The organism is Bombella sp. ESL0378, assembly GCF_009725845.1.
Classification (GTDB): domain Bacteria; phylum Pseudomonadota; class Alphaproteobacteria; order Acetobacterales; family Acetobacteraceae; genus Bombella; species Bombella pollinis.
In genome coordinates this window covers 18,327-43,055 of record NZ_WNIF01000005.1, presented here as the reverse complement: position 1 = coordinate 43,055, position 24,729 = coordinate 18,327, and the positions used below count along the sequence as shown (strand labels likewise).

Annotated in this window: 25 protein-coding genes, 1 tRNA gene and 1 riboswitch; of the genes, 15 read left to right on the top strand and 11 right to left on the bottom strand. The window is 54.8% G+C overall.

Annotation, left to right across the window (positions count from 1 at the left end; translation table 11 throughout):
* The first annotated feature begins 76 nt into the window (after nucleotides 1-76).
* The 3 genes from GM556_RS01835 to GM556_RS01825 all read left to right on the top strand — a co-directional run bounded on the left by GM556_RS01835 (nucleotide 77) and on the right by GM556_RS01825 (nucleotide 2,771).
* Complete coding sequence (locus GM556_RS01835; protein ID WP_155579105.1) at nucleotides 77-1,333, top strand: NAD(P)/FAD-dependent oxidoreductase; 1,257 nt, start codon at nucleotides 77-79, stop codon at nucleotides 1,331-1,333.
* A 143-nt stretch (nucleotides 1,334-1,476) separates the two neighbouring features.
* A complete protein-coding gene (locus GM556_RS01830; RefSeq protein ID WP_155572837.1) occupies nucleotides 1,477-2,205 on the top strand; it encodes a 2OG-Fe dioxygenase family protein in 729 nt (242 codons plus the stop codon).
* Nucleotides 2,206-2,258: 53 nt separating this feature from the next.
* Nucleotides 2,259-2,771, top strand: a complete 513-nt coding sequence (locus tag GM556_RS01825; RefSeq protein ID WP_155579104.1) for a hypothetical protein — start codon at nucleotides 2,259-2,261, stop codon at nucleotides 2,769-2,771.
* A gap of 48 nt (nucleotides 2,772-2,819) precedes the next feature.
* Here GM556_RS01825 and GM556_RS01820 read toward each other — a convergent pair.
* Nucleotides 2,820-2,893: transfer RNA gene (locus GM556_RS01820), tRNA-Gly, on the bottom strand.
* 121 nt (nucleotides 2,894-3,014) lie between these two features.
* Nucleotides 3,015-3,095, top strand: a riboswitch (SAM riboswitch).
* Nucleotides 3,096-3,175: 80 nt separating this feature from the next.
* Between GM556_RS01820 and metZ the strand changes: the two genes are divergently transcribed.
* From metZ to ispF, 3 genes are all read left to right on the top strand, one after another.
* Complete coding sequence (gene metZ, locus GM556_RS01815; RefSeq protein ID WP_155579261.1) at nucleotides 3,176-4,390, top strand: O-succinylhomoserine sulfhydrylase; 1,215 nt, start codon at nucleotides 3,176-3,178, stop codon at nucleotides 4,388-4,390.
* Nucleotides 4,391-4,528: 138 nt separating this feature from the next.
* Entirely contained in the window at nucleotides 4,529-5,005 is a 477-nt protein-coding gene (apaG, locus tag GM556_RS01810; RefSeq protein ID WP_155572836.1) for a Co2+/Mg2+ efflux protein ApaG, read from the top strand.
* 27 nt (nucleotides 5,006-5,032) lie between these two features.
* The gene (gene ispF, locus GM556_RS01805; protein WP_155579103.1) at nucleotides 5,033-6,250 is read left to right on the top strand and encodes a 2-C-methyl-D-erythritol 2,4-cyclodiphosphate synthase; all 1,218 of its coding nucleotides are present in this window, start codon (nucleotides 5,033-5,035) and stop codon (nucleotides 6,248-6,250) included.
* Between the two features lie 13 nt (nucleotides 6,251-6,263).
* Here the strand turns inward: ispF and GM556_RS01800 are convergent, their stop codons facing one another.
* The 8 genes from GM556_RS01800 to aat form a co-directional block, all read right to left on the bottom strand.
* Nucleotides 6,264-6,962 carry an ATP12 family protein gene (locus GM556_RS01800; RefSeq protein WP_155579102.1) on the bottom strand — a complete coding sequence of 233 codons (699 nt, stop codon included), beginning with the start codon at nucleotides 6,960-6,962 and terminating at the stop codon, nucleotides 6,264-6,266.
* Nucleotides 6,963-6,979: 17 nt separating this feature from the next.
* Entirely contained in the window at nucleotides 6,980-9,709 is a 2,730-nt protein-coding gene (locus GM556_RS01795; protein ID WP_155579101.1) for an AsmA family protein, read from the bottom strand.
* A 59-nt stretch (nucleotides 9,710-9,768) separates the two neighbouring features.
* Nucleotides 9,769-10,740 carry an RluA family pseudouridine synthase gene (locus tag GM556_RS01790; RefSeq protein ID WP_155572832.1) on the bottom strand — a complete coding sequence of 324 codons (972 nt, stop codon included), beginning with the start codon at nucleotides 10,738-10,740 and terminating at the stop codon, nucleotides 9,769-9,771.
* Nucleotides 10,737-12,101, bottom strand: a complete 1,365-nt coding sequence (locus GM556_RS01785) for a replication-associated recombination protein A (RefSeq protein WP_155579100.1) — start codon at nucleotides 12,099-12,101, stop codon at nucleotides 10,737-10,739. Before GM556_RS01785 ends, GM556_RS01790 begins: the two co-directional genes overlap by 4 nt.
* A 53-nt stretch (nucleotides 12,102-12,154) precedes the next feature.
* Nucleotides 12,155-15,397, bottom strand: a complete 3,243-nt coding sequence (locus GM556_RS01780) for an AsmA-like C-terminal region-containing protein (RefSeq protein ID WP_155579099.1) — start codon at nucleotides 15,395-15,397, stop codon at nucleotides 12,155-12,157.
* A gap of 38 nt (nucleotides 15,398-15,435) precedes the next feature.
* Nucleotides 15,436-15,933, bottom strand: a complete 498-nt coding sequence (bcp, locus tag GM556_RS01775; RefSeq protein ID WP_155572829.1) for a thioredoxin-dependent thiol peroxidase — start codon at nucleotides 15,931-15,933, stop codon at nucleotides 15,436-15,438.
* 3 nt (nucleotides 15,934-15,936) lie between these two features.
* On the bottom strand, nucleotides 15,937-16,803 hold the full coding sequence (locus GM556_RS01770; protein ID WP_099026229.1) for a hypothetical protein: 867 nt from the start codon (nucleotides 16,801-16,803) through the stop codon (nucleotides 15,937-15,939).
* Nucleotides 16,804-16,899: 96 nt separating this feature from the next.
* Nucleotides 16,900-17,574, bottom strand: a complete 675-nt coding sequence (gene aat / locus GM556_RS01765) for a leucyl/phenylalanyl-tRNA--protein transferase (RefSeq protein ID WP_155579098.1) — start codon at nucleotides 17,572-17,574, stop codon at nucleotides 16,900-16,902.
* 31 nt (nucleotides 17,575-17,605) lie between these two features.
* On the opposite strand from aat, the gene GM556_RS01760 reads away from it, so the two are divergent.
* The gene (locus GM556_RS01760) at nucleotides 17,606-17,806 is read left to right on the top strand and encodes a hypothetical protein (protein WP_155579097.1); all 201 of its coding nucleotides are present in this window, start codon (nucleotides 17,606-17,608) and stop codon (nucleotides 17,804-17,806) included.
* On the opposite strand, the gene GM556_RS01755 is transcribed toward GM556_RS01760, so the two are convergent.
* Complete coding sequence (locus tag GM556_RS01755; RefSeq protein WP_155579096.1) at nucleotides 17,803-18,642, bottom strand: EcsC family protein; 840 nt, start codon at nucleotides 18,640-18,642, stop codon at nucleotides 17,803-17,805. The genes GM556_RS01760 and GM556_RS01755 overlap by 4 nt on opposite strands.
* Before the next feature lie 65 nt (nucleotides 18,643-18,707).
* A complete protein-coding gene (locus tag GM556_RS01750) occupies nucleotides 18,708-19,124 on the bottom strand; it encodes an EVE domain-containing protein (RefSeq protein WP_155579095.1) in 417 nt (138 codons plus the stop codon).
* 163 nt (nucleotides 19,125-19,287) lie between these two features.
* Between GM556_RS01750 and ccmC the strand changes: the two genes are divergently transcribed.
* From ccmC to GM556_RS01715, 8 genes are read left to right on the top strand one after another with little or no spacing between them, the layout of a single operon-like run.
* Nucleotides 19,288-20,028, top strand: a complete 741-nt coding sequence (gene ccmC / locus GM556_RS01745; RefSeq protein WP_155579094.1) for a heme ABC transporter permease CcmC — start codon at nucleotides 19,288-19,290, stop codon at nucleotides 20,026-20,028.
* Nucleotides 20,025-20,195, top strand: a complete 171-nt coding sequence (gene ccmD / locus GM556_RS08585; protein WP_180794174.1) for a heme exporter protein CcmD — start codon at nucleotides 20,025-20,027, stop codon at nucleotides 20,193-20,195. The genes ccmC and ccmD overlap by 4 nt, the downstream gene beginning before the upstream one ends.
* 27 nt (nucleotides 20,196-20,222) lie before the next feature.
* Complete coding sequence (gene ccmE / locus GM556_RS01740; RefSeq protein ID WP_155579260.1) at nucleotides 20,223-20,750, top strand: cytochrome c maturation protein CcmE; 528 nt, start codon at nucleotides 20,223-20,225, stop codon at nucleotides 20,748-20,750.
* Nucleotide 20,751: 1 nt separating this feature from the next.
* The gene (locus tag GM556_RS01735; protein WP_155579093.1) at nucleotides 20,752-22,785 is read left to right on the top strand and encodes a heme lyase CcmF/NrfE family subunit; all 2,034 of its coding nucleotides are present in this window, start codon (nucleotides 20,752-20,754) and stop codon (nucleotides 22,783-22,785) included.
* Nucleotides 22,776-23,375 (top strand): redoxin domain-containing protein, encoded by a 600-nt coding sequence (locus tag GM556_RS01730; protein ID WP_155579092.1) that lies wholly within the window; start codon nucleotides 22,776-22,778, stop codon nucleotides 23,373-23,375. Before GM556_RS01735 ends, GM556_RS01730 begins: the two co-directional genes overlap by 10 nt.
* Nucleotides 23,372-23,842, top strand: coding sequence for a cytochrome c-type biogenesis protein (locus tag GM556_RS01725; RefSeq protein WP_155579091.1), 471 nt, complete (start codon nucleotides 23,372-23,374; stop codon nucleotides 23,840-23,842). The genes GM556_RS01730 and GM556_RS01725 overlap by 4 nt, the downstream gene beginning before the upstream one ends.
* Before the next feature lie 5 nt (nucleotides 23,843-23,847).
* Nucleotides 23,848-24,303, top strand: a complete 456-nt coding sequence (gene ccmI / locus GM556_RS01720; RefSeq protein ID WP_155572820.1) for a c-type cytochrome biogenesis protein CcmI — start codon at nucleotides 23,848-23,850, stop codon at nucleotides 24,301-24,303.
* Nucleotides 24,300-24,656: a hypothetical protein gene (locus GM556_RS01715; RefSeq protein ID WP_155572819.1), complete on the top strand. Its 357-nt coding sequence runs from the start codon at nucleotides 24,300-24,302 to the stop codon at nucleotides 24,654-24,656. Before ccmI ends, GM556_RS01715 begins: the two co-directional genes overlap by 4 nt.
* Nucleotides 24,657-24,729 lie beyond the last annotated feature (73 nt).

Genomic DNA, 24,729 nt, shown 5'->3' with positions numbered 1-24,729 from the left:
GAAGGCTACTAAAACACGTTTTACTACCGCGCATGTCCTAATTGCGCTCAGAGCATCAAAAACGAGGGAACGGTTCATGGCCGCGAAGAAACATATCGTCATTCTTGGAGGTGGTGTTGGCGGGCTAGAAGCCGCAACGCAGCTAAGCCATAACCCCCATGTTACAATCACCCTGATTGATAAAAACAACGTCCATTTTTGGAAGCCCTCTCTACACGAGTTCGCATCCGGTACAATCAGCGAGAAAGGCAATTTATTTGCCTTTAATGAGCTTGCGAAACGCTTTGGCTTTAGCTTCATCCAAAGCACGTTAGAGACAATCGACCGCCCTAACCGGACTATGACCTTAGAGAATGGTCAAACCCTCTCTTACGATACGCTAGTGGTCGCCCTTGGCTCTTGCGCTAATGACTTTGGGACACCCGGAGCCAAAGAGAATTGCTTGTTCCTCAACTCCCTTGCTGATGCGACTATTATTCATGACCGTTTCCGCTCTCTCATAGAGCGTGCTCAGCTTACCAACGAGCCTGTGCATTTAGGTATTGTAGGCGGGGGGGCAACAGGCGTGCAACTTGCCGCAGAACTCTGCCAAGCTATTGATAACACACCCGGCCTCGGCCCAGAGACCCGGCGTAGATTGCTCAAACCTACTTTGGTTGAGGCAAGCGACCGCCTACTCGCAGCTTTCCCGCCTAAAGTCTCTGAGGAAGCCCAAGCTCAGCTTGAAGCATTAGGCTTTGAGGTCATCACAGAGGGCATGGTCAGCGAGGTTGGTTGCGGTTATATCGCCCTCAAAGATGGGCGGCGAATCGACTCCAACTTCCCCATTTGGGCCGCCGGGGTTAAAGCCTGCGCAGCGACATCCTTGCTCAAAGACCTAGAGCTAAGCCGCAGTGGCCAAATCATGGTCACAGCAACGCTCCAAACTACGAAAGACCCTGCTATCTTCGCTATTGGGGATTGCGCCCGCATGGAGGTCAACCCCGTTGCCCCAACCGCACAAGCCGCCCGCCAAGAAGGACGCTATGTTGGCCGTATTGCTATCCCCCGGCAAATCGCGGGGAAGGCCCCTACACCCTTTGTCTATACAGATCGCGGGGCTGTAGTCGCTTTAGGCCAATATAATGCGTGGGGCATGTGGCCCTCCAAAAAGGAGTTTGGTGGCCATGGCCTAGGGGCCAAACTGGCGCGTTTCATTCATGAAGGGCTTTTCCGTCAACATCAGATGAGCCTAAGTGGTCTTGTCCGCACCCTTGCTTTGACGGTTAAAGAGCATCTCCGCCCTAATAATCCAGACCTCAACGGCAAAGAGGACGAAACAAAAGGCCACTAACGCCGCTCCAATGCTCTCTCCCCTCTTGCCTCACTGTGAGGCGAGAGGGGGAATTGCACCACCTGATACAGACAAGCCCTTATAGTCCGTCTATACTCCTCGACACACACTCCATATCCGTGTTGGAGAGAGGTTCGCTTGCCATGACATCCACCCTACGCCACGCCACGCAAAAGCAGCTCCATCAGCAGGGCTTCCTACATCTTCCTGCGGCGGATGCCAAAGCATGGCTACAGCCCTATGGTCTGCGAGACTGGGAAAGCTTCGCCACAAGCTGGAACCATCTAGGGATGGACCGCTACATGGCCGATAATGGGCGTTATCGCCGCCGCCGCTACGGAACCTTTTCCATCAATAAAGGACAGATAACGCGCAAGGAGCATCAACCCCATTATCAGAGCCGTGATTATAACCTCCTCAATGGCGGGGTAGAACGATGGTTCAACCCTATTGAGGAGGCCATTTGTGCCCATCCTGCCCTGCAAGCTATCCTAAAAGCGAGTGCAGTAGTGGCGAATCAGCTGACCCAAGATCATGCACGCCCAGCCTCATGGCATGTGGAGGTTCATCAATTCCGCATCGAAGCCGCCACCGATGCAGCGGGCCGACCAACACCAGAGGGTATGCATCGCGATGGTGTAGATTGGGTCTTTGTGTTTATGATCAACCGTATCAATATTCGCGAGGGCGTTACGAGCATCCATGCCCTAGATAAAGAAACACAGCTCGGCTCTTTTACTTTGAAAGACCCGCTCGATACCGCTATCGTCAATGACCATCGCGTTTATCATGGCGTTACCCCTGTAGAGCCGGAAGACCCGACAAAACCAGCTTATCGTGATGTCCTTGTCGTCACATTGCGTTACGAATAATCACCCTATATACCCCCCTCTCGCCCTGCCTTAGCCACTACAGGAGCATGATTATGATAGGCTTACACCACCGCTCTCTCCATCGCTTTAATCTTGTTGTGGCCCTCACCGCCATAAGCACACTCACATCTCTGCTCCCTGCCATGGCTAAAACGGCCCCTCATGCGTATCGCGCCCCTAGCACAACCCCGGTAGAACTCACCGCCCACCCCGGTACAGAGCTCGACAAGCAAGCACGCGCTCTTAATGCCGATTTACTAGATGATGCCGCCCGTCATCATGACCAGCCCATCATCCTTACAGGGACAGCTCGACTCTCCCCACGCCAAAAAGAGACGATTCTCTTTGTGCAACTTCAATCCTACCGGCTATGCGGCTCGGCTGGATGCACAACCTCCATCTACCGTAAAGCTGGAAATGACTGGGAGACCTTGCTCGATAGCGTGAATGGCACCATTCGCATCACACGGCGTTATCATAATGGCATGGCAGATTTGCTCATCAATGGGAATGACCGGTGGGTCTTTGATGGCCAACATTATCAAGACACGCTCAACAGCCCGTAAGGCTCTACCTAACGGGCAACGCATCTCATCCAACTTTTAAGGAAATCTTGGAGCGGATGAGGGGAATCGAACCCCCGTATGCAGCTTGGGAAGCTGCCGTTCTACCATTGAACTACATCCGCTCAACGAGGCTCCTTATACTGGGGAGGGCAAAACTGTGCAATCCCCTGCATTATATTTTTTCGTAATAGTTATGCTTGACGCCCCCGCACCCCAAGCGCATAGTCAGCATGTAACGGCTAGTGCCATTACCCTCGCGATTTGACAGGCCGGCTTGCGGCGAGGTTAAACAATATGCGCTAAAGAGGCCCTGTTTCTCCCCCGCAGAATCAGGACTTCCAACGGCCTCCATCTTAATAAGGCGGCTCGTTAGGATGCGACTGCCTCTTCAGCTGGAGGAACCCATGCCCTCTACCGACCCTACCTTCCTCGCCTCCTGTCGCACAGGTACTCGCCTGCTGCATGACGCGCGCCATCGTACCGAACATGGGGAGACATCCGATGCCATCTTCCCCACATCCGGCTTTGTGTATGATAGTGCCGAGCAAGCCGAGGCTACTTTTGAAGGCACGATTCAACATCTTCAATATTCCCGCTATGGCAATCCCACGGTCGATGCCCTGCAAGACCGTCTCGCCCTGCTAGAAGGAGCCGAGGCCTGCCAAACGACGTCCACCGGCATGGGGGCTGTCTCCTGCGCGTTGCTCGCCCATCTTAAAGCGGGGGACCGTATTGTTGCTTCCAGCGCGCTCTTTGGCTCCACCCATTGGCTGCTCGACAGCTTGATCCCCTCTTATGGGATTGAGACCGTCATGATTGACGGCACCAACCCCGCAGCGTGGGAGGAAGCCCTCTCCCGCCCTGCCAAGGCTGTGCTGATTGAGACCCCCTCCAACCCTATGCTGGATGTGCTGGATATTCGCCATATTGCCACGCTTGCTCATAAAGCGGGTGCGCTCTTTATGGTCGATAATGTCTTTGCCACCCCTGTCGGCCAAAAACCGTTAGAGCTTGGGGCCGATGTCGTCATCTATTCCTGCACCAAACATATTGATGGGCAAGGCCGTGTGATGGGCGGGGCGATTCTAGGGAGCCAAAAATGGATTACCGAGACGCTGCAACCCTTTGTTCGCAATACAGGTAACACGCTCTCTCCCTTCAATGCGTGGGTTCTCTCTAAGGGGCTAGAGACCTTACAACTCCGCGTTGAGGCTATGGCCCGCAATGCTGCCCGTATTGCTGATGTGCTAGGCGACCTTCCCGGTATTACCGCTGTGCGCTATCCGGGACGGAAGGACCATCCCCAAGCAAAGCTTGCACACACACAAATGAGCAATGGTGGCACACTGATTGCCTTTACCGTTGCAAATGGCAAGAAAGGGGCTTTTGCGTGCCTCAATGCCTTTCAACTCATTGCTATTTCTAACAATCTTGGTGATGCACGCAGCCTTGCTACACATCCTGCCACCACAACACACCGCAAGCTGACGCAAGAGCAACGCAATGCCCTTGGCATTACCGATGGTTCTATCCGCTTCTCTGTTGGTTTAGAGGATGCAGAGGACCTCATCGCAGATATGCGCCGTGGGGCAGAAGCTGCTTTAAGGGCTGGACGCTAACCCCCCTTCTTGTGCTATAAGGAGGTGTGTCCACACACCCCCTAGGCCGTCCATCATTCCCCCATGATGGGCGGCCTTTCTATAAGATGCGGCCCTCATAGCCGTGACAAACTGTTTTAATGAGTCTAGTAAGAGCCTATGTCTGATACATCTTCTCCCACGGACGCTTCTTTGGCTGATACAGACACTGTTGAGCTAGAGCCTATAACCTCCCTCCCCGCTTTTACTGCCCGTACAGGCGATGTCACGGTGAATGTTCGTCCCTTTTGGGTCGATGAACATTCCGACCCTGATGAGCATCGCTATGTGTGGCTCTATCATGTTTTGATAGAAAATAACGGCCAAGAGAGCATCCAACTTCTCTCCCGCAGCTGGACCATCACCGATGAGCGCGGCAGCCAAGAACAAGTGCATGGCGAGGGCGTTGTGGGGGAGCAACCCATCATCGCTGCCAAAAACAGCTACCAATATACATCCGGGGCGGAGCTTAAAACCCCTAGCGGTTTTATGGAGGGCATCTATCACATGATAGCCCCTACAAGCGGCCATCGCTTTGATGTCACCGTGCCAGCTTTTAGCCTAGACAGCCCCCATCATATCGGCATGACCCACTAACCTCCCGGTTTTGCGAAGGACGCCTCCTTGGACGCCACTCCCTCTCCCATCAAACGCAAGCGCGTTGCGGCCCTCCTCCTTGCCGCAGGGCGTGGGCGGCGATTCTCCGCTGGTGCGACAGAAGAACAAGCAGCCATCAGCAAGCAATTCCATCTCCTTGCGGGACAGCCTGTTATTCGTCATGCGGCCCTCGCCCTTTTACCGCATGTTGATTATCTCCAACCTGTAGGCAATGACCCTCTCCTCCCGCAAGCTCTAGCAGGGCTGGATGTTCTTTCCCCCGTCCCCGGCGGAGCCGAACGTCATGATAGTGTGCGCGCTGGGTTGGAGGCTCTGGCTGCTTTGCCCACGCCCCCTGATATTGTGCTTGTTCATGATGGTGCGCGCCCTTATGTGCCAGCGGCCCTCATTACCCGTGTTTTAGAGGCGTTAGAGCATCATGAAGGCGTTATCCCTGCCCTGCCTGTCAGCGATACGTTAAAGAAGGTCAAAGACGGCATCATCACCGATACCGTCCCGCGTGATGGGCTATGGCGTGCGCAAACCCCGCAGGGCTTCTCCTTTCCTTTATTGCACGCCCTCCATACCCGCCACCGTACAGCCTTAACCGATGATGCCGGACTTTTAGAGGCAGCAGGCCACCCTGTGGCTATCGTTATGGGGGCCGAAGATAATATTAAACTGACCGTTACGGAGGACCTTATGCGGCTTGAACGTGCCATGCAAAGCCAAGAAAACCAGCCTACCCCACCGCTCCTACCGCGTGTTGGGCTGGGTTATGATGTCCACGCTTTTGCTGAGGGGCGTAAGCTCATCCTATGCGGTATTGAGATTCCTCATGAGAAGGGCCTTGCCGGTCACTCTGATGCCGATGTGGGAATCCATACACTTTGCGATGCGATTTACGGTGCCCTTAATGAGGGTGATATTGGCCGGCATTTCCCCCCCACAGATGAAAAATGGCGCGATATGGATTCCGCTCGTTTCCTCATCCATGCTGGGGAGCTAATTCGCTCCAAGGGGGGGATGTTGGTGAATGCCGACCTCACCATCATCTGCGAACGCCCCAAAATCGGCCCTCATGCTCAGGCCATGTGCGCTCGTTTGGCCGAGTTGCTCAAGGTCCATCCCAGCCGCATCTCCGTCAAAGCCACAACGTCCGAGCGTCTCGGCTTCACCGGGCGTGAAGAAGGCATCGCCGCTACAGCCGCCGTCAGCGTCATGGTGCCCGATAGCGGGGTGTAATACCCCCGCTATTCTAGCCCTGCATGAGGTTATAGAAACGGAGCGCATCCGCAATATCCGCGTTTTTGCGCTCTAATTGGCAGGCCAGCTCTTTGTCATGGCCCCATTTTGTAAGCTGCTGATGTTCATCTGCATGGGCAAGATGCACAGCGTCATCAAAAGACACGATCCCCCGCACAAGGGCGAAAGGCAGCAGCAAACTACCCATAATAGGGACCATAACCCCTAACGTAGCCAATAAGGCGGGGCCCATCGTCGCCAACGTGGCTTTTACCGCCTCTTTGTAAGATTCTGGCTGCTCTAGCGGCATCACCGCCTCAGTCATGTCAGGATGTAACCCTTGCTCCGCTGCCCACGTAAGGATGCGGCTAACTAAAGCCCCATCCTGTGCCTCGCTTTGGTAACAGAGATTATCATCAATCCCATAGCCATAGAGAACGGCCTCTGTCGCGGTACGGTCGGGCAAAATACGCTCAATATAACTCCCGGTAATACGCGTCAGCACCAAATCATCAGGGGTGAAATGCGCCCCTTCAGCAATCTGCTGCCACTCCTCCCCCAGAGCATGAGCCAGGGCGGGTGACGATACCGCCAACACAGCTCCCGCAGGTAAGCGCACGGGCCGGCCATCTAGCAACACGCCTTGTTGCCCATCATCTCCGACCGGCCCAACGGTTACATGCTTCCAAAAGCGTTTACGCGCTTGTACCACGCTCTACCCCCTTCTCTTTAATGCCCACCAAGGCCAAGCGCACGCAGGATACCCCCTGCACCACCGCCATGGTCTTGCTCCCGCTCAGGTAGGGGCAAACCTTGCCGCCCTGCGCGTGCTTGTTGCACAGCATAGGCGCAAGCATCATCACCAAATTTTGCTGTATCAAGCGGGGGCAAAGCGGGGACGCCATCTTTCCCTGCTGTACCGATATGGACGCTTCCCCCTTTACCCTCCAGCAGCAATGGTGTGGAGAAATCCGCCCCAATCACACTAACATGGGGCATAAGCTGAAGCGTATAGCTTTGGTCTGCCAAGGCCATACTGCCCTGCCCAAGGACCGAAAGATGTTTGACCTCCAAAGCCATATCCCCAAAATGAGCCTGCCCATGGTCAAACTGCACCACGCCCGCAGCACAGCGCAGGCCCATAGTGCCATCACCCAACTTGAGCAACCGTGCCGCCGGGCCTGCTAAGGGGGCCAAAACCTCTCTATAAATACGTCCATCCACAACTGAGAGACCCATCTGCCCCTCAATCGCTTGCAAAAGGTCAGATGGATGCGCGCCTTCCGTCCCTAAAGCCCCCACAAGTTGAATTGGCCCCTCCACCGTGACAGGCTGGTTTAACGCCAACTGCACCCAACGTGCGGGCAAAATGAGCGGGTCTGCTTTCATACCCATCCGCAAAGGTGCGGCAGAGCCATCCAACACAATCTCACCCGATAACGGCACTGTCTGCACCGCCCCCCCTAGGACAGAAAGAACAACATGCCCCTCACGCCCTAAAAGATGGAGATGCAAACCCTGATACTCTATCGCCTCAGTTTGGAGATGATCGGCTGTAAAATCCACATCTACAGGCTGGACCGCCATAGCCCCTAACCAGCGAGCCAGAGGGCCATCATGGCCGGGTACGTTAGTAAATGCAGCCCCCAACGCATTATCACCCGGTGGATTAGCCTCGACCTCCCTATCATGAGAGCCAGCATATTGCGCCCCCACATACCGATCCCCTGCTGAGCGCGATTCAGTCGAAGGTGCAGCAGCTGGCGGCTCCACTGTTTTTAGCGCAGCACCAAGTGATAAAGTCGGCACAGAAGGTTCCGCTGCGGAACCTGCAAACTCCATAACCGGCGCATAATGGAAACGCGTCCCATCCAAATGGGTAAGATGTATCTGCCCCGTCAACCCAGCGGCCCCTAAAGGCGCGGGAAGCGTCATCGTAGCTGTTCCACCAATCTCTTGACTCTCCAACACGACATCGCGCGCTGTAACGGCAGGCAAGCCCGCCTCCCCTATCGCCCCAAGAGCAAGCTGCCCTTTCAGATGCATATCATGCAGCAAAAGGCCGGAGAACACTCCCCAATCAGGCAACTGCAAAAGGCCCGCTTGGCCAGAGACATCCAGCATGCTGCCCTTCCGCCCCATCTGGCCTTGCAACGCGAACGAAACATGCTCTTGCGCCGCATCGCTCTTTTCTGCCTCGTTTTGGTTAAACAAGCTCGCCAAGGTTTTATCCTGACCTTGGACCTCCATCTTCACCATTACGGGGGCGGATTCATCTGGCAAACCCGCAGCAACGGCCTGTTGTAAGCTCTGCACCTCTCCATTAAGACGCCACGCATAACGCCCCCATATGGCCTTGCTCTGCACAATAAGCGGAGCCTGCCCATTATCAGCATCCAGCTGCACATCCCGTAGCTGAAGCCCCGTTGGAGCTAGTACATGCCCTAAATGGAGATGAATCACATCAGGGCGCAAACGCTCTGGTACATGCAATAGAGCATCTGTCAGCGCGACATCAGCCCCTTTATCAAGCCCAGCATCAACCTTATGCGGGACATCAACTGCATGAAGGCGCAGCGTGCCATCAAGCTGCTCTATCTCTACAGGAAGAAACTGAGGAAAGAAGCGATGCAATCCTTTGAGAGAGGCCCAATGCCCCTCCAACGTAAAGGCTAAACCCTGCAAACGATGCGCATCGCTCATCGCGCCATCTAAAGTAGCGTGATCCTGCTGGGGACCACTCCCTAACGTCATACCAAGGCTGAAAGGCCACGGCCCCTTTTGCTCTGCTTTGGCAGAGAGTAAACGCGCTAACGGCCCTATACGCCCGCGTGCGGTAAAAACTGTATGTTCAGATTGCCCGCTCATATCCACCCACGGGCTGGCACTACGCATGCCATCTAGCTCTAAACGGGTTATCTGAATACGCCCCGTAAAGGGCACCTCACCTGCTGGTACATCATCTTGCCATGAGAGCGTAGCATTCTTTAAATGCAAAGCCCCAAAGCTTACCTTCCAACGCGGATGGACCCGCCCTGCCACAGCGATGGGAGGAGACGCTGCCTCGCCTTGTGATTGGGTCAACACAGGCAACCATGTGGAGCATTGTCCCTCACGCGCCCGATGCACAATAACGCCAGCTCCATCCACTGTGAAATCTTGAAAAGACACTTCACGGTTTAATAAAGCAAATAAAGACATATCCGCATGGACAGACCGCGCCACAACAAAGGGCGAGCAGCCCGGGCGCGTTAACATCACATTCGTTGCTTGGAAAGACGGCCATGGTAAGAGCTGAAAAGACGTCTCTCCCATTTTAAGCTCTAAGCCTGTTTGGGCTTGGAACACCGCCGTCACCCGCTCACGCAAATGGTTTTGGTCTATCAAAAACTGTGGGGCAAGGCTGATGCCTGTCAGCACGACCACCAACCCTATCAGACTGGCTGCTAGTTTTTTCATCAGCCTCTTCCCTTTCCTTCTTTCACATCGGGCTTGGGTAAAACCAACGCCCCACCATCTTAACGGCTACGGCGGGGCTTAGGGGTATCACCTGCGATAAACCCCAACATCTGAAACGTCTCTTGCATATGCGGCGGCAAAGGAGCCGTAACCTCCAACCGCCCCCCTGCTGGGTGGGGGAAGGCCAGCATACGCGCATGAAGATGTAACCGGTCGGGGAAGCCCTCCACATGCGCTGCAGCCCCGCCATAGCGCGGGTCCCCCAAAATAGGTGTGCCTAAGCTCTCTGTATGGACGCGTAATTGATGCGTCCGCCCCGTCCATGGTGAAAGGGCCAGCCAGCTAAACCGCTTACCCGTGGCATCAAGCGTCTCATAAGCACTTTTAGCACTCATCGCATCCTCATCGCCGCGCTCTACTGGCACGATGAGCGAGGCCCCACCAGCCCCTACTTTGGCCAAAGGCTGATCAATAACGCCCTCTGGCGGTGTGGGACGCCCCACCACAACCGCCCAATAGGTCTTGCTCACCTCACGACTACGAAAAGCCGCCGCCAACTTCGCCGCAACGCCGGGCGTCCGCGCCACAAGGAGCAACCCTGATGTATCCCGGTCGATACGGTGAACAAGCCGGGGCTTCTCGCCCCCTTCAGGGCGCAACCCCTCCAACATCATATCCACATGCACGGTAATGCCGGGACCGCCTTGTGTTGCCAGACCAGAGGATTTGTTCAACACAATGAGCTGCTCATCCTCATACAGAATCATATCCCGCATTTGTTGGATAAGCTCTGGGTTAGGCGGTGGCGGCGGGGCTGGGCGGCTTTGGTCTGGCAGAGGCGGGATGCGGATGCTCTGGCCGGGGTAAAGCCGTTTATTAGGTTGTACACGCCCACCATCAACCCGCACCTGCCCTTTACGGCATAATTTCTGCAACCCGCCTTGGGTCAAATTGGGATAATGACGGCGGAACCAGCGATCAAGGCGTAAATCGGCCTCATCCTCACTGACAATACGATTCTGAACACTCATGATTGGCGAGATGCCCGTTTCTGCGTCAACATGTCCAGACGCTCGCGGATTCTTTTTTCAAAACCACGATCAACAGGCTCATAAAGTGTCACGCGCTCCATCCCTTCTGGAAAGTAATTTTGGCCAGAGACACCATCTTCATAATCATGGTCATACTCATAACCTTTATTATAGCCTAGCTCCTTCATCAACGCTGTTGGGGCGTTACGAATATGTGCAGGCGGCATGAGGCTCCCTGTCTGTTTGGCTAAAGCCCGTGCTTGGTTATACGCTTTGTAAACAGCATTCGACTTAGACGCCACAGCAAGATGTACCACAACCTGCGCTAATGCGACCTCCCCCTCTGGCGAGCCAAGACGCTCATAAGCTGTCGCCCCAGCTTGCGCGAGCGGCAGAGAGGTTGGGTCAGCCTCGCCAATATCCTCACTCGCAAAACGCACAAGACGGCGGGCAATATAGCGCGGGTCCTCCCCCCCTTCTAACATACGGGCAAACCAATAAAGGGCCGCGTCAGGATCACTACCACGCAATGATTTATGCAACGCAGAGATAAGATTATAATGCTCATCCCTATCTTTATCATACAAAACAGGACGGCGGGCTAAGAAGCGCGCTAAAGCCTCCGGGGTAAGTGGCTGCGTATCTGCTTTTGTGAGCGATAAAAGCTGCTCCACCATATTAAGCAGATAACGCCCATCCCCATCCGCCATTGCCCTTAGTGAGGCCCGTCCTTCCTTGGTGAGCGGGAGGGTGCGGCCTATCTCCCCCTCGGCACGGCACAATAATTGCTCCAACGCCTCATCATCAAGACGATGCAACACCAAGACCTGACAACGCGATAAAAGAGCGGAGTTCAGCGCAAAGGAGGGGTTCTCCGTTGTCGCTCCCACCAATACGACCGTGCCGCGCTCCACATAGGGGAGGAAGCCATCTTGCTGCGCCCGATTAAAACGGTGAATCTCATCAACAAATAATAGCGTCCCCCGCCCGGTAGCCTCTGCTTTGCGCCGTGCTTCCTCAAACGCCTTTTTTAAATCTGCCACGCCTGAAAAGACGGCTGAGATTTTCGTATAAAACAACCCAGCTTGAGCAGCGAGAAGCTGAGCAATGGTCGTCTTACCACAGCCCGGCCCACCCCAGAGGATTAAGCTTGAGAGATGGCCGCTCTCTAACATCCGTGTCAGCGTGCCTTCCGGCCCTAGGAGATGCTCTTGACCGCGAACATCCCCTAGATGTTGCGGGCGCAATCGGTCTGCTAAAGGCTGTGTCCCCGCCTTGTGCCCTATAGCAGCCCCACGGCGTGGCAATGCCGCTCCCGCCTCTGGCTCCTCTGAGGAAGACCCACCAAAGAGATCCGCCATAATCTCCGCCCTCATCCTCTCTCACATTTATTCTACAGCCTTGATGATAAAAGCTACTCGAACAAACGCCTTAATATAGCCGGCACAAATGCTGAGAGATAATTAACATGCAAGGCGGGTTTGGCAAAACTCCCCTCTAGCTTATAGGTCACCGCCATGGCTCCACTGCCTTTCTTAGCCCCAAAGACGCTCCCTGCGGCCTGATTCACCCCAAAGAATGGCGAGAGCGTCCCTTGCATATGCAGCATCTCCTGCCCGAGATCGACCTGCCCTTTAATCGTTCCCCCAAAGATGGCATTACTGGCGCGGCCATCCTCAACATCCAGACGATTACCCGCCACATGGAACGCGGCCCGAATCTGCACATCCTCAAAACGATCGCGCGAAATCTGCCCCCAATGCAAAGGGGCCGCCAAAGTAGCCACAACTAACGGTGTTGGTGGATGCTCCAAAGCTAAATTATCAATCTTCAAACGCCCCGTAAAAGGCGGCAGACCAAGGCCCACACCCATAGTACGCTCTGCCTCTGTCACAGATCCTCCCGATGCTACGGGCTGACAACGGCCCTCCAAATCCACTGCCCCACCAGTAAATTGCTGATAAATCCCCAAAGAGGCTAACCAAGCCCCAAAATCCGCTACCGTAAATTTCACATCATACGCGCCCTCCTGCCCGGGGATGGGGGTGAGGTCAAAAGCGAGTGGATTAGGTTGGCGTACATGCAGAGCAAGCTCTGTTACATGGTAAGCTGTCCATTGCGCGCGCACTATGACATGAGAGGCCGTTTTCTCCTTCCCATAAAGGACTTTATTAGCCTCCAGACTCACCTTCCACGTCCCCGCTGGGAGGAAAGATGTGCGCGATTTGGATGGCGATTTACCCGCACCCGCAGGAGGCTTCGCAACAGGTTGCCCCTTCTTCTTCCCCCACCATGGGGTAAGGTCTAAAAGCTCTGCTTGAATATTCGCTTGATAACGTGCTGTCAGATCACCCTTTAAAGGCCAGTCTAACACAGCGTTGCCCTCTGTCCGGCCAAGTTGAAAGTGCGTCAGATGAACACCGCCCACCTGCCCTTGCCGCACGCGCCCCTCCGCCTTTAAAGCAATCTGCGGCCCATGAACTTGCACATCATCCAATCCGATAAGCTGACCATTCTCCCACAGGATCGTCCCTGTTAAGCCTGCATCCGCCCCGGCGGGCTTCTGCCAAAACGAAGCTGTCACAGCAAGCGGCGTAAGATCTAGCTGTAAGTGCGCTGTTGTACGTTTATGCTTGTTGCCTAATCCATATTGCTCATACACAACATGACTTTGCGCTTTACCTTTTAACACGGAAGGCTGCGCAATAGAGGCAGGCACCCCAAGGGTGCGAAACTCCGCTACACCGAGCGGGGCGGTTAAATCAGCCTTCAATAATAAACGCCCTGCAACATTGGATTGGAAACTATCAAACACACTCCCCGCTACTGTAAGACCACGAAAAACCGCTCCGCCTTTAATCGTCAAGCTAGTCTCATTAATAGAAAGCCGTCCCCAGCCTTGTTGTACATGGTCAATACCGGGCATCGCTATCCCAATATCGCGAATGTCAAACGCTGCTCCGAACTGCAACTCCTTCATACTGAAATGCTTTTTGAGCGGTAATTTAATTGTAAAAGTCCCCTTCATCTCGCCCTGCGTTGTCGCCGGGTCAACAGGATGACGGGCTAAGAGATTCAATCGTGGTGCTGACAAAATATATAAAAAAGGTGGTAATTTGCCCTCCATCCCCAAAGAGAACTCACCCATTTGTTCATGATGTAACAAATCACTCAATATAATGCGCCCAGAAGGCAGCAAAACCATACCGCCTTTACCGTCAGCAATATGGCCGTGCTGAAGGTCTATTTGCAATGTCTCTGGCCCTATAAAATGAGCATGAGCATATTCCCCCGTTACTTGGGGCATATTATCTAACCATGTCACATTCAGCCCATGGCCGATCAAATCACCATCCAAAGCATGGACATCCAACCCAGCTAAACCCGTTGTACTGGAGAAATAAAGGATAAGCCGGAGATGATCCCCTCGCCCGGCAGTCATATTGGTTGTCATCCAACGCCGCGCGCCGCGAGCGGCTCCTTCAGGCCAGACACTCGCTAATGTTGCAAAATCGAAGGCAGCAACCTTACCATCTACCGTCAAGCTGACATTATGTGCATGCTGTAGATGATCCATTTCGCCATGAGCATCAATAACAAATGGGACAGGAATCTCATGGGAATCCAGAGCAGTTAAATCCGTATGAAGGGCCAATGCCCACGGCTCGGGCTTATCAGCATGAGCTGGCCCAAAGGTGAAATGCGACCGCGCCGATGACACACGGAAAGGCATCTTCCCCGGCCGAATCACCTCTCCCGCCCCAGCGTCAACTGTGCCACTAAGCGTCTCGAACGCCCCTAACACACCGCGTTGTTGAAACTGCCCCTCTAGCTGAAAAGCAAGCGGCAGATTAGCGACTAGAAGCCCTTTCTTCTGCTCATTCGCCACAGGAATCCACGGGGCCAAAGCGGGCAAGCGCATAGGGGAAAGAGTGAAGTGCCAATGGCTTTTCCCGCTCCCCTCTGGGGCAATATCGCCCTTAATCTGCACTGTCCCACGCTCTGTCCCATCCACTAATCCCGGCCCTTGGAGGGAGAACGCAAATTGACCCCGCCAACCGCTCTGCGGCTCATAATCCGCCTGCATCTCCGGCATGCTCATCACCAAAGAGGCATCTGGTTGAGCCTCATCCAGCATGGTGAGATGAAGATCACGCACATCCATATGATACGGCACGAGCGAAGCGAAGGACTCATCCCCCCCAAAGCGATGATGCGTCCGTGCATTACGGCCCATCCCTGCAACCTGCACACGGCCTTGTAGGGTCTTTATCAGGGTTACATTAACCCCTTGCACCTCAAGCGAGCGCGCCCTCACCGTCCCACGCAATAGAGAAGCTAATTTAAAGGTAAACCCTACATGCTCTATATGCTGTATAGGAGCAGAAGGAGCGATGAAGCGAATATTATCAAGCTGCAATAATAATTTGGAGGAGTGACCGCCCTTTTGCGGTTGCCATGCGAGGGTCATGCGCTCCCATTGCAATGTCCCCCCGCCTATATGTGTTAACGCCCCACCCCACCGATGGGATAGGCCCGTCACATCCAACGGTCCCTGCGCTAACCGCCCCAAAAGCAGAGCTACAGCCAATAACACCCCAACAAATGGGATTAAAAGACCAAACGCCACACGGCGTACCATTGGCTGCCAGTTCATACTCTAGGAGACCCCAAGAAGGACATATCTAAAAAGCCTTATAGCTGTGCTAAAGCCTCTTGCACCCAAGCCACATGCTTTGCAGGGCTGACCTTCCGCTTAAAAGCAGCAATACGCCCCTGCGCATCAATAAGAAAGGAGCTGCGCTCTATTCCCATAAACTCACGCCCATACAGCTTTTTAAGCACCCAAACGCCATAAGCCTCAGCCAATTTATGCTCATGGTCGGAAAGGAGCGTAAAGCTCAGTGCCTGCTTGGTGAGGAACGTCTCTAACGCGCCAAGAGCATCGGGACTAACACCCAATACTGTCAGCCCCTCCCCACCGGGAATGCGCAACTCCGCCAAATGGTCACGCAAATCACACGCTTGCGTTGTACAACCCGGCGTAGAAGCCCGCGGGTAGAAATACAATAAATAAGGTTTACCTTTTAGCGAGGTACTCTCTACCTGCGTTTCCCCTTGTGGACCAACGCCCTCCAACGTGAAGTCCGGCGCGCTCTGCCCAAGCTCTATTACGTGCGTTTCTTGCGTCATGGCTTATTGCCCCTCATTGCTGCTTGTAGGTTGGTCGCTATGGGTAACACTCCCATCCCCTACCGAATCATCAGGGCTATGAGGTTGGTCCCCAGCAGGTTGCTCCACAGCCTCATGCCCCCCACGGCGCATACCCTCCATCGCAGCACCCGGCACGGGCGGCTGGCCTTGCTGAGATTGCTGTGCTTGCTGCGCCTGCTTTTGTGCAAGCTGCTTCTTCATCTTGGCAAATGGATCAAACTTCTGGAACCCAGCTGGAGGCGTAAAAATATCCGCAGGTAAGTCTTTATACTCTACGGCAATGGCCTTTAAACGGCCCGTTAGCCCATCAGCATCCACCCCTTCTTCAGAGAGAATGAGACCATCCTCCGTCACACAGGCTTTTGCTTTGCCGCGCTTGCTATCAATCGTCCAATTCTGGCACGTGACATGAGCAATCTGCTCCGTTCCCTCAGGGTGATAAGTCATCCCTAACCCTAAGAAGAACGGATTATGCAACCCATGCATAGGGCGAAACTCAATATAACGCCGCTCTTGCATACTCACGAGCGTCATAATCTGGGTTTGGCGATTTAAAATTGTTGCACTGCGGCCATCGTCAGGGTCTATCCGTAGCCGGTCTCCTGATGCAGCGAAGGATACTTTGACTTGATGCTCCGGCTCACTGCCTTTTTTATCACCCGGCAGCACCTCCGTTTGGAAGCGATACGTCACCACCGCATCCCGCGTGGGAGATAGCGGCGGGTGATCCGCCCCTGCCCATGCAAGAGACGTATGAGCCCCTACCAGAATCGCCAATGAGGCAGCCGCTATCACACCACCCTTGCCGCATCTATGCTGCCCATCCCGCTTGATACGCCAAAGTGTCATCACTGCCTCTCTTTCTTGCTCGTCTCATTCACAATCTTACCCCCCACCATAATCAGACCAAAAAGAGAGAGCCAGAGGGAAAAATGCCCCCGCCCTTCATCTCCCTTTAGAACGCTGGGCCATAAGGGTAATCTCGGCTGCCAAAGCCTCCAAACTTATATCATCAGGCCAATGGCCTTCCTGCATCATGGCCGCCTCAAGCTGCTGTTTATACGCTATAAAGGGGACAGACACCCCACCCAAACGCGCTAAATGAGGGGTGATATATTGCGTATCTAAAAGCTTATACCCCCCACGCCGCAATGCCGCCATGAGATGCACCAGCGCGATTTTGGAGGCATCCCGCACGCGCGAGACCATGCTCTCCCCAAAGAACGCCCCATGCAGGGAGACGCCATAAAGCCCGCCGAGCAAAGCCCCGCTCTCTTTAGCGCGCACCTCGACAGAATGAGCATGACCTAAGCGATGCAACTCCCCATAAAGCTGCCGAATCCGCCCGCTAATCCATGTCTCTGGCCGCTCAGCGGTGGCTTGGGCGCAGGCTTGCATCATGCCATCAAAATCTTCATCACTACAAAGGCGATAATGCCCGGCTAAGACGCTCCGCATTAACCGCCGCGGTAGGCGGATGGCCTCCAAAGGCTCTAGCGGGATAATCCCCCGCTCTTGTGGGCAGAACCATTCCAGCTCATCGCTCTGCTCATCTGGAGCCATGGGAAATAAACCTGCCGCATAAGCGCGCAAAACTAACTCAGCCGTGATAGTCTCCATCTCTCACGCAGCCCTTATAGAAAGACTCTTCATGTCCACACGTCAGCCTTCATCCTACCAAACATATATCTACGCTCTCAGCCTAGGGCTGGCTTTTATGCTGCAACTCGCCCGCCCTGCCCTGCGCCCTCTTATGAACATCATTGAGGTTGGCTGCCTTCTTGGCATCCTCATCTTCGCCCCGTTAGAGCTCTACCAGCTCTGCCGTCATAAAAAGGGCCGATGCGTCTAGCCCTTTGCCCCTGCATGACCCCGATACGCCTCGGCAGCCTCCTGCACGGCCATACCGTGGGTGCGCTCCAACCGCCGGATGGTGAAATGCGCTTTCGCCACCGCACGATAATGCGCCAAAAAGGCGGAGTTAATCGCTGCCCCACATAAGGCCCCCGCTACCGGGACCATCTGCGCCGCTAATTTGCGGGAGAGAGCCATCCCATAATGGCCAGCAACTTCCGCCATAAGCAATACAAGCGGCTGACCGCGCATGAGGCTGCGTGCTGCAAAAAAGCCGAGCTCACCTTGCCCCTCACCCGGCTCGCCGCCCTGTTTGCCGCCCATATTCCGTAGGGCAAAGACTTCCAAACACGCGCGGCGTGTTTCCTCGCTTTGCAAATCCTCCCCATTTTCCTGCGCGATAATGGCAATCTCACGCATAATCGTTAGGGTGGTAAAGCCAATATCCGGCCCCATGCTCATAAGGCCGCCAAAGCCGCCCGCCGCACCAGAAGCTGCAACAACGGCTTGCCTCATCCTCTCCTTAATCGCGTGCTGAGGCCGCCCCTTTTGCCGCTCCAACCCCAAAATCGCGATGCGATAAGCTTGCTCCAACGCTGTAGCGGCAAGGGATTGCACCTTCTCTTGCAGGCCCGGTGCCAAAGAGAGCGTATGCAAGCCCAAATGCGCTGCACGACCAACCGCACCGCCCATCAAATCCGCCAAACGGGTTAGGGTGCTACGCCCTTTCTCAACACCATCAAGCACGGCATGTAATTGGGACAGAGCCTCCGTATCGAGGTCCTGAAACAGAAAAGCCGCGCTGGGCATATGCTCTTTCCGCTCGTTACTCATGCTCTGTACCTCCTTTTAAGAATCGGCTTTTACGCAAAAGCCTCCTCATTGTTACTAACCTTTAATCAGGCTTTTTCCCACTGGCCCTTTTTTGTGAGATACGCAAACTCCTCCTCCCGCACCGGTGCGACCGAAAGACGAGACTGCTTCAATAAAGCCATCTCTGTTAAGGTAGGGTCGGCTTTAATCTCTGCCAATGTGATAGGCTGTACAAAAGCCCCATCTGCTTTAACATCCACACAAACCCAACGCGGATCCTCTGCTGTTGGGTCGGGGTAAGCTTCCTTCACAACCTCTACCACACCGACAATGCGCTTTTCCGTCACGGAATGATAGAACAACGCCTTATCGCCGCATTTCATGGCCTTCAAATTATTCCGCGCTTGATAATTCCGCACGCCTGTCCATGGCTCAACATCATTCTGCACCTGCTCATCCCACGAAAAAGACGCTGGCTCCGATTTAATCAGCCAGAAGGCCATGGCTCCATTCTCCTTATATTCTATACGCTATTGGCCCCACCATGCCCGACTTCATCTCTTTTTCAAAGAGTCGTTTCCTACAGGATGGTGCGAACATGCTTACGGCCCCACCCTTCATATTTTTCATTTTCTTCCGCCCCCTAAAACGTCCATACTAGGGGCTATGCGCATATCCTCATCCCTAACCCGTTGGACAACCAGCCCCACCGCGTGCCTCACACTCATCCGCCGCCTCACCCTCCCTTGCTTATGTGTAGGGTTAAGCATGCTGGCTGTTGGGATGATATGGGGCCTCTTTTTTGCCCCGGCGGACTGGCAACAGGGAGAGACTGTCCGCATCATGTTCCTCCATGTCCCGATGGCATGGCTTGCCAGCTTGGATTACGCCCTCCTCGCCTTATGTGGCTTTCTCTATCTTATATGGCGCAACCCTCTTATTGGTCTTATCGCTGTGGAGGCAGGGCCGCTAGGGGCTATGGCTGCGGCTTTATGCCTCATCACAGGCTCACTATGGGGCAAACCAAGCTGGGGAACATGGTGGGTATGGGATGCACGGCTCACCTCCGTCCTCATTCTCTTTTGCCTCTATCTTGGTCACATCCTTACCATCCGCGCATTTGATGACCCACTCCGCGGCCAACGCGCAGCGGCCCTGCTGACCCTTGCCGGGGCGGTAGACCTCCCCATCATCAAATTCAGCGTCCAATGGTGGAATAGCCTGCACCAGCCTGCCAGCATCACCCTTACCAAAGCCCCAACTATGGCTATGAGCTTCTTTTACCCGCTCATAGTCTGTACCATCGGCTTTACCTTTACAGGGGTCGCCCTTTTATTGCTCCGCCTCCATGCCGCCTTGCTCGAACGCCGCGCCCAAGCCCTTGCCATGCAGGACCCCACATTATGACCCCACCCTCATGGCCCCCTCATTGGGGCTTTATCCTCGCCAGCTATGGGCTTACCTGCCTTGCCGTCCTGCTCATCCTCGGTGGTAGCCTCATCCGTTTATATCGTGCAAAACGGCGTCTTGCCCTTATGCACCGCCTCTATAAACCGTCATCCTCTTTAGACTAACGCTCCATGCCCTCATCACGCCCTTTCATGCGCCGTAAGGCTGGCCGGTTTTGGCTCATCATCGCATGCCTAAGCTGCTTCGCTGGGGCGGTGGGATTAATCATGCATGCGCTCTCCAGCACGATTATCTTCTTCATGACCCCTGCACAAATACACGCGCACCCCCCATCCATGCACCAAACCATCCGGCTAGGCGGCATGGTGGTGGCAGGCTCCCTCCATAACCAACCCACCCAAGATGGCACGCCAGATGCCTCCTTTGAGGTCACAGATGGCCAAGCCGCCTTGCGCGTCTCCTATCACGGCATTTTACCCGACCTCTTCCGCGAAGGACAAAGCGTTGTGGCTTTGGGCTATTATCAACCTTCAGGATATTTCCTCGCTTCTGAGGTCCTCGCTAAACATGATGAAACTTACATGCCCAAAGAGGTGGCTGATGCTCTGCAAAAAACCGGCAAATGGGACCCACGCTTTGGCCCCCCACCTGATGCTGCAAGTTGGAACCGTATGACCGCCCCCGCCAAAAACTCCACCACCCTAAAGAACACACCCTAATATGCAGGCCCTTTTCACCACACTGCTTGCACCCTTAGCCCCCGTCTTTTCACCAGAAAGCGGGCATTTTGCCCTCGCCCTTGCTTGTGTGCTTGCTGCCCTGCAAGGAATATTACCCCTCATAGGGTTGCGCCGCGCCCACAGCCCGCTTACAGCCTTGGCCCGCCCGCTTGCCCTCAGCCATTGCCTCGCATTGCTCATCTCGTGGGCCTGCCTCATCATCGCTGCTTTAGGGGATGATTTCTCCCTCAAACTCATTGCCGATAACTCTGCCATCAACAAACCATGGCCTTATAAAATAGCCGGATTATGGGGCAATCATGAAGGCTCTCTCCTTTTATGGGTGAGCTTGCTAAGCCTCTATTGCGCCCTCTTAGCCCTCCTCCCCTGCCAAAGCCCCCGCCATCCCGCCGGGTTGCCACCCCGTTTACGCAGCCGCCTCCTCGCCCTTTTAGGCATCGTCAGTGCAGGATTTGAGCTTTTTTGTCTCACAACCTCCAACCCCTTCCTCCGCCTCTGGCCCGTCCCAATAGATGGGCTAGGGATGAACCCCCTACTGCAAGACCCCGGCCTCGCTGTGCACCCACCCCTATTATATAGCGGTTATGTCGGCTTTGCCGTACCCTTCGCCTTTGCCATAAGTGCCTTGCTAGATGGCCGCGCCGATGCGCTTTGGGCACGCTATGCCCGCCCATGGGTCATCAGCGCATGGGCGTTGCTTACATTAGGCATCACATTAGGCGCGTGGTGGTCCTATGCCGTCTTAGGATGGGGGGGCTATTGGTTTTGGGACCCGGTAGAAAATGCCGCGCTCATCCCGTGGTTAACAGGCACAGCCCTCCTCCATAGCGTCATTGTGGTGGAAAAACGCAGCCATTTGCAAAGCTGGTGCCTCTTACTCGCCCTCGCCACCTTCGCGCTCTCACTCTCTGGCACATTCCTTGTTCGCTCGGGGATTCTCAACTCCGTTCATGCCTTTGCGAATGACCCGGCACGCGGCCTTTTTATCCTTGCCTTATTGGGCCTTTATGGCGGGGGTGGATTATTACTTTTCGCCTTGCGCGCGCCTAACCTCCTACCACCAGCAACACCATCCTTCACCCCCCTCTCGCGAGAGGGGGCGTTAGTCCTTAACAACATCCTCCTCTGCACCTTATGCGCCATCGTGCTTACAGGCACGCTCTACCCACCTTTTATGCAACTGCTCTTTGGGCGCACCTTATCGGTCGGTAAACCGTTTTTTGAGGCCACAACAACGCCATTCATCATCCCGCTCCTCCTTCTAATGGGGGGCAGCATGGCCTTACCTTGGCGTTATGCCCCTATAAACCCAACCTTACGCCGTCTTGCGCTGCCTCTATGCTTTACTCTTGGGATCATTCTCCCCGCCTTCTGGCTCTTTCCCACCGCTTTGGCAGCGAGTGTGGCTGTCCTCGCTCTTTGGGTTATCAGCGCAGCTTTAAACGACCTCATCATGCGTTTTTATACAATGCCGCCAGAGCATCGCGGCCTCTCCCGCTTGCCACGCAGCCTTTGGGCAACAAGCCTTGCTCATATTGGGGTCGGCATCACAATGCTGGGCCTATGCGGCATGGCTGGCAGCCAAGAACGCCTCATTGAGGCCCAAATAGGCACGCATCTCCACTTTGGCGGGCATGATTGGGCCCTCACCGCTCTCACCCCTCATCATGGCCCGAATTATGAGGCAGTAGAAGCTCACATCATCATCCGCCGTCATGATGCACATGGTCCCGTGCTAGCCACCCTTGAGCCGCAAATCCGCCTTTTCCCCCAACAGGGGCAAAAAATCCTGCATGTCGCAATCATTCACCGCCCGTTAGAGGACCTCTACGCCGCCTTAGGGAGTGTTAAAGAGGTCCAAACTCCGCAAGGCCAAAACACCTACCGCGTTATTTTACGCGTACATGAAAATCCCCTCGCCTCTTGGCTATGGTTTGGCGGAATCATCATGGCCATGGGCGGCGTCTTACATCTCATCCCCGCACGCCGTAAGAGGAGGCCCGCATGCGCCTAACACGCCGCCATTATCTCGCTGCTCTACCTGCTTTAGGGGCCGCTGGCTTAGGGGGTGGGTTCCTTTATATGCTCCGCCATGCCACCCAAGGAACATTCGACCCCAAAGCCGTTCGCAACCCACGGCTAGGCCAAGCAGTCCCCGCCTTCTCTCCCCTGCCAGCCTTGCCAGAGCAACCTACCCCTTGCCCCGGCCTCTCATGGCAGGATTTTCACACCCTCACGCAACCTGTCCTCCTGCTCATCTGGGCCTCATGGTGCTTACCTTGTCTGGAGGAAATCCCCTTCCTCCGCCAGCATATCGCGGGGGGGAGTACCACATCCCCGCTCGCTTTATGGGGGGTTTGTTATAAAGATACCCCCTCACAAGCCGCGCACTGGCTAGAGCAAGCGCATCACCCCTTCAGCCGTCTAGGCATGGATTATGACGGCCAATGCGCTATTGAATGGGGCGTAACAGGCGTGCCGGAGAGCTTCCTCATCCTCCCTCATCCTCTAACAGGCAGCCGCATTGTCTGGCACGGAACGGGGAGCTTAACAGAAGCACTCTATCGTGAGCAGATTCAACCCTTTTTAAGAGGGGCATTATGATGCGCATCTGCCTAAAGGGCCTGCTCCTCCTCGCCATCTGCCTATATGGAAGCTCCATCGGCCATGCTATTGATAGTCCTGATGAAATGCTACCCGACCCGGTATTAGAACAAAAAGCCCAGCATATTGGCCAGCAATTACGCTGCCTCGTCTGCCAAAATGAGAGCATTGAGGAAAGCTCCGCCCCCCTAGCAAAAGACCTCCGCCACATCGTACGTCAGCAACTCCAGCAAGGCCGCTCACCAAAAAACATTACTTTATGGATGACCCAACGCTATGGGGAGTTCATCCGTTTACAACCGCGCTTCTCTGCATCGACAGCCTTGCTCTGGCTTATGCCCTTCCTCAGCCTTATGATAGGCTTCCTCCTAGCACGCCCCCTCTGGGCACGCCGCACCTCTCCCCCGCCAGCCCCTCTCACTGTGGAAGAACGCCAAAAACTCAATCAGTTTTTCAATAAGGACTAGCCTGCATGTCGTTTCTACTCCTCGCCTTTTTATGCTTGTTTATTGGCTTACCTATTGGGATTAGCCTAGCGATGCGCGGCCTTTTAAGTAAACAGACGGAAGATCCCTTCCTCACCCTCCATCAAGAACGACTAGAGGCCCTCGCACGGGATAAACAAGCCGGGCTGATGGACCAACATCATTATGATGCCGCCCGTATTGAGACAGAGCGCGATATTATCAACCATATCTCCACCCCTCCACCAAGCCTCAGCGGGGCAGGGCATGCGCATCGCATCATTGGTATTTCCACCCTCGTCTTAGTCCCGCTTGTGGCCTTGCTGCTCTATGCCCTACATGGTCAACCCTTCCTCGGCCCGCATCCTGAAGCCGCCCTTCCTGCTGGGGCGTTTCATACCTCGCCTATCACGCCACCAGCCAGCACAATGGCCCCCACCCACGCCTCTGGAGGACAACCATGAAGCCCACTCTACCCCGCACAGCCGCCACCCGGTTGCATAACAGCACGCAGCCTCTACCGCCGCGTAAACTCATCCCATGCCCCTGCTGCCATGAACCCCTCCAACATACGGCCCTCCATTGCGCCCATTGTGGGGCAGAGAAACATTATGGCCCCCGCCTCCATGAGCTTCTCCTCTACGCATTAAGTGGCCTTGCCCTCTGCTTAGCCCTCATTTTCATCCTCACACCACATGCCTTCAGCACAGCATCCTTCTGGCTCTATCCCCTTTTAGGATCCGGGCTAACGGCAGGGTTCCTGTTGGCGCAATTCCGCTTCTCCGGGGAACGATGGATTCAACGCCGTAAAAAGTAAGAACGGGTTCCTTTTCTTTAAACTTCGCCGTATGATTGAGGCGTTATATCCAAGGCTCTGCCACGATTCTGGA